Below are 4,866 nucleotides of genomic sequence, written 5' to 3' on the forward strand. Positions count from 1 at the left end.
CTTATACGGGGTCGCTGTTCGCGCATCTGGGGGCCGGGGGAGACCGGGTCGGGGTGGCGGACGTGGTGACAGCTGAGGATCTGGTCGCGGTGCAGATGTTGTCGGTGACCGTGCCGGCGAAAGCCGCCCTGGAACTGCTGGAGGGTGAGCGGGGCAGGCGGCTGAGCGAGCTGCTGAGGCGCGTTCCGGCCTGTGCGGACATGGCCGACGTCGATGCTGCGGAGTTGGACAGAAGCTCTTCGGCTCACCATGCCTGGGACCTGCTGTGCGACACGCGCGGCGTTGGTTCGGTTATAGCTGGCAAGTTGCTGGCCCGGAAGAGGCCCCGTCTGCTCCCTGTCTACGACCGGGTGGTGAAGTGTGTCCTCGGCCGCCCCTCGTCCTTCTGGCTCCCCCTCCACACCGCCCTCCGAGCTGACGATCACGCCCTTCACCACACCCTTCTCGACCTGCGGAAACGTGCCGGTGTGCCCGACACGGTGACTGCTCTCCGGGTCTGCGACATCGTCCTCTGGATGGCGCACGAGAAGGATCACAGGGCCCGGCGCTGCAGTGCCCGTGGCACGCTGTCGGTATGACCAGCTCACCCGGTGACCCGCGCCGTCTGCGGGAGCTCAGGTTGTTGCGGCGGGTGCGGGATCGGATCGACCGGGAGTACGCGCGGCCGCTGGACGTGGAGGCGCTGGCTCGCGGGGTGAACATGTCGGCCGGGCATCTGAGCCGGCAGTTCCGGGCCGCGTACGGGGAGTCGCCGTACAGCTATCTCATGACGCGGCGGATCGAGCGGGCGATGGCCTTGCTGCGGCGGGGGGATCTGAGTGTGACCGAGGTGTGCTTCGAGGTGGGGTGCTCGTCGCTCGGGACGTTCAGTACGCGGTTCAGCGAACTGGTCGGGATGGCGCCGAGCGTGTACCGGATCGAGGCGGCGCGGGCTACGGAAGGGCTGCCGACCTGCGTGGTCAAGGTGGTGACCAGACCGGTCAGGAATCGAGAAGCGCGGGTCACGGGCCACGGCTAGCGTGACGGCCATGGACATCAGCATTCACGCCAGCTTCCTCCCGCAGGACGACCCGGAGGCGGCCCTCGCCTTCTACCGGGACACTCTCGGCTTCGAGCTGCGCAACGACGTGGGTCACAACAACCTGCGCTGGCTCACCGTGGGCCCCAAGGGCCAGCCGGACACGAACATCGTGCTGAGCCCGCCCGCCATGGACCCCGGCATCACCGACGACGAGCGGCGCGTCATCGCCGAGATGATGGCCAAGGGCACGTACGCGAGCATGGTGCTGGCCACCCCCGACCTGGACGGTACCTTCGACCGGCTGGTGGCGGCCGGCGCCGACATCGTCCAGGAGCCCGCCGACCAGCCGTACGGCATCCGGGACTGTGCGGTACGGGACCCCGCGGGCAACATGCTCCGCATCCAGGAGCACCGCTGAGCCTGCCCGGCCCGCGACAACCAGCCAGTACGTGAAGATGGAGACGGGATGACCAAGGGCACGGACGTGCACGCCGCCGACAGTCACGAGATGATCCGGGTCCATGGCGCGCGGGTGAACAACCTGAAGGACGTCAGCGTCGAGATCCCCAAGCGCCGGCTGACGGTGTTCACCGGCGTCTCCGGCTCCGGCAAGAGCTCGCTGGTGTTCGGCACCATCGCCGCCGAGTCGCAGCGGCTGATCAACGAGACGTACAGCGCGTTCGTCCAGGGCTTCATGCCGACGCTCGCCCGTCCCGAGGTGGACGTGCTCGACGGGCTGACCACCGCCATCATCGTGGACCAGCAGCGCCTCGGCGCCGACCCCCGCTCCACCGTCGGCACCGCCACCGACGCCAACGCCATGCTCCGCATCCTGTTCAGCCGGCTCGCCGCCCCGCACCTCGGCCCGCCCAGCGCGTACGCCTTCAACGTCGCTTCGGTGCAGGCAAGCGGGGCGATCAAGGTGGAGAAGGGGGCGCGCAGGGCGGAGAAGGTCACCTTCAGCCGTACCGGCGGGATGTGTCCGCGCTGCGAGGGCCGGGGCGCGGTCACCGACATCGACCTCACCCAGCTCTACGACGACTCCAAGTCGCTGCGCGAGGGCGCGCTCACCATGCCCGGCTACAGCGTGGACGGCTGGTACGGCCGCATCTACACCGGCTGCGGCTTCTTCGACCCGGACAAGCCGATCGCCAAGTTCACCAAGCGCGAGCTGCACGACCTGCTCCACAAGGAGCCCACCAAGATCAAGGTGGAGGGCATCAACCTCACGTACGAGGGCCTGATCCCGAAGATGCAGAAGTCGTTCCTCTCCAAGGACGTCGACTCGCTCCAGCCGCACGTCCGCGCCTTCGTGGAGCGGGCCGTCACCTTCACCGTCTGCCCCGACTGCTCGGGCACCCGGCTGAGCGAGGGCGCCCGTACCTCGACGATCGACGGCGTGAGCATCGCCGACGCCTGCGCGATGCAGATCACCGACCTCGCCGAGTGGGTACGCGGCCTCGACGACCCCTCGGTCGCCCCGCTGCTCACCGCGCTGGGCCACAGCCTCGACTCGTTCGTGGAGATCGGCCTCGGCTACCTCTCCCTCGACCGCCCCTCGGGCACGCTGTCCGGCGGCGAGGCGCAGCGGGTGAAGATGATCCGCCACCTCGGCTCCTCGCTCACCGACGTCACGTACGTCTTCGACGAGCCCACCACCGGACTGCACCCGCACGACATCCAGCGGATGAACGGCCTGCTGCTGCGCCTGCGCGACAAGGGCAACACCGTGCTGGTCGTGGAGCACAAGCCGGAGACCATCGCCATCGCCGACCATGTGGTCGACCTCGGTCCGGGGGCCGGTACGGGTGGCGGCGCCGTCTGCTTCGAGGGCACGGTCGAAGGGCTGCGGGCCTCCGACACGGTCACCGGGCGCCACCTGGACGACCGGGCCTCGTTGAAGAAGAGCGTCCGCAAGGCCACCGGTGCGCTGGAGATCCGGGGCGCGGACGCCAACAACCTGCGCGGGGTCGACGTGGACATCCCGCTCGGGGTGCTGGTCGCGGTGACCGGGGTCGCCGGGTCCGGCAAGAGTTCGCTGGTGCACGGCTCGGTGCCCGCGGGGGAGGGAGTCGTCTCCGTCGACCAGGGGGCGATCCGGGGATCACGGCGGAGCAACCCCGCCACCTACACCGGGTTGCTGGACCCGATCCGCAAGGCGTTCGCCAAGGCCAACGGGGTCAAGCCCGCGCTGTTCAGCGCGAACTCCGAGGGCGCCTGCCCCACGTGCAACGGCGTCGGGGTCGTCTACACCGACCTCGCCATGATGGCGGGCGTGGCCACGACGTGCGAGGAGTGCGAGGGCCGGCGCTTCCAGGCGGCGGTGCTGGAGTACCGGCTCGGGGGTCGCGACATCAGCGAGGTGCTGGCGATGCCGGTCAGCGAGGCGGAGGCGTTCTTCGCCGAGGGCGAGGCGCGCGTTCCGGCCGCGCACCGCATCCTGACCCGTCTCTCGGACGTGGGCCTCGGCTACCTCACCCTCGGCCAGCCGCTCACCACCCTCTCCGGCGGCGAACGCCAACGGCTCAAGCTGGCCACGCACATGGGGGAGAAGGGCGGTGTGTACGTCCTGGACGAGCCGACCGCCGGCCTGCACCTCGCCGATGTGGAACAACTCCTCGGTCTGCTGGACCGGTTGGTCGACTCCGGGAAGTCCGTCATCGTCGTGGAGCACCACCAGGCGGTGATGGCCCACGCGGACTGGATCATCGACCTGGGCCCGGGCGCGGGGCACGACGGCGGGCAGATCGTGTTCGAGGGGACGCCGGCCGAGCTGGTGGCCGACGGCTCGACGCTCACGGGGCGGCACTTGGCGGAGTACGTGGGGGCGTGAGGGGGTGCTGACCGGGGCCTGCGGCCGGACGAGTCGTCCGGCCGCTCGTCCCGTCGTCCGCCCGGCCGCCATCCGGCCGTTCGCCCTGGTCAGAGCATGTCCCGCATCCGGACGATCTCGCTGGTCTGCTGGGCGATCACGTCGTCCGCCATCTCCTCGATCTGGATGTTGTTGCCCTGTGCCTTCACGTCGGTGGCCATGGTGATCGCGCCTTCGTGGTGGGCGATCATGAGCTTCAGGAAGAGCCGGTCGAACGCCTTGCCCCGGGCGGCGCGCAGTCCGGTGAGCTGAGCTTCGGTGGCCATGCCGGGCATGGTGCCGTGTTCGTGAGCCGTGCCGCCCTTGCCGTTCGTGGCCAACCAGCCTTTCATCGCGCTGATTTCGGGACCCTGGGCGGCGGAGATGCGTTCCGCGATGCGCTTGACCTGCGTCGACTGGGCTCTCCGGGGGGCGAGTTCGGTCATCTTCAGCGCCTGCGTGTGGTGGACGATCATCATGCGGGCGTAGGAACGGTCCGCCGCGTTGGGGGAGTTGTCGTCCTGGCGCTGCTCGGCGGCGTCTTCGGCGGACATCGTGCGGTTCGCCTCGCCGGGTTTGCCGGGTGCGATGATCGAAGGGCCGGTGCGCGCCGCGGACTTGGCGCCGGAATCGCCTTCGTCCGCGGAACCGGAGCAGCCGCCGGCCGCCAGCACGGCCGCGGCCGTCAGGAGGGCCGTGGTGAGGGAGGCGCGGCGGTGAGGCACGGAAGTCTCCTGCGTTCGCTGGGATGCGGGTACCGACCGTCCTAGCACTCTTCCGCCCGCGAATGACCGAGAACCTTCGGAAGCGACTCATTGCGCACTGTTGACCTGTCCATGACTCGGACGATACTGCGGGGGAGTGTGAGCCGCGCCCCCACGTCCGGCACCAGGGAGGAAGCAGTGACCCTGTACCAAGATCCCCGAACCCGTCGCAGACGCCTGGGAGTTGCCGCCGCCGCGGCAGGTCTCCTGGCCGCGGCGGCGGCAACTCC

General features: G+C 69.7%; 5 protein-coding genes. 4 read left to right on the forward strand and 1 reads right to left on the reverse strand.

The features are described from left to right. The 4 genes from CCN33_RS27900 to CCN33_RS27915 all read left to right on the forward strand — a co-directional run. Window positions 1-578, forward strand: a 578-nt coding sequence (locus CCN33_RS27900; RefSeq protein WP_086696180.1) for a DUF6308 family protein, incomplete at its 5' end; no start/stop codon positions are given. Then, window positions 575-1,018 (forward strand): helix-turn-helix transcriptional regulator, encoded by a 444-nt coding sequence (locus tag CCN33_RS27905; RefSeq protein ID WP_086696181.1) that lies wholly within the window; start codon window positions 575-577, stop codon window positions 1,016-1,018. The genes CCN33_RS27900 and CCN33_RS27905, both read left to right, overlap by 4 nt. 10 nt (window positions 1,019-1,028) lie before the next feature. Beyond that, window positions 1,029-1,439: a VOC family protein gene (locus tag CCN33_RS27910; protein ID WP_167387964.1), complete on the forward strand. Its 411-nt coding sequence runs from the start codon at window positions 1,029-1,031 to the stop codon at window positions 1,437-1,439. Between the two features lie 48 nt (window positions 1,440-1,487). Next, window positions 1,488-3,854: an ATP-binding cassette domain-containing protein gene (locus CCN33_RS27915; RefSeq protein ID WP_086696183.1), complete on the forward strand. Its 2,367-nt coding sequence runs from the start codon at window positions 1,488-1,490 to the stop codon at window positions 3,852-3,854. A gap of 89 nt (window positions 3,855-3,943) precedes the next feature. Here the strand turns inward: CCN33_RS27915 and CCN33_RS27920 are convergent, their stop codons facing one another. Beyond that, the gene (locus CCN33_RS27920; RefSeq protein WP_086696184.1) at window positions 3,944-4,597 is read right to left on the reverse strand and encodes a DUF305 domain-containing protein; all 654 of its coding nucleotides are present in this window, start codon (window positions 4,595-4,597) and stop codon (window positions 3,944-3,946) included. Window positions 4,598-4,866 lie beyond the last annotated feature (269 nt).

Source organism: Streptomyces recifensis (genome assembly GCF_002154615.1).
GTDB lineage: Bacteria > Actinomycetota > Actinomycetes > Streptomycetales > Streptomycetaceae > Streptomyces > Streptomyces griseoluteus.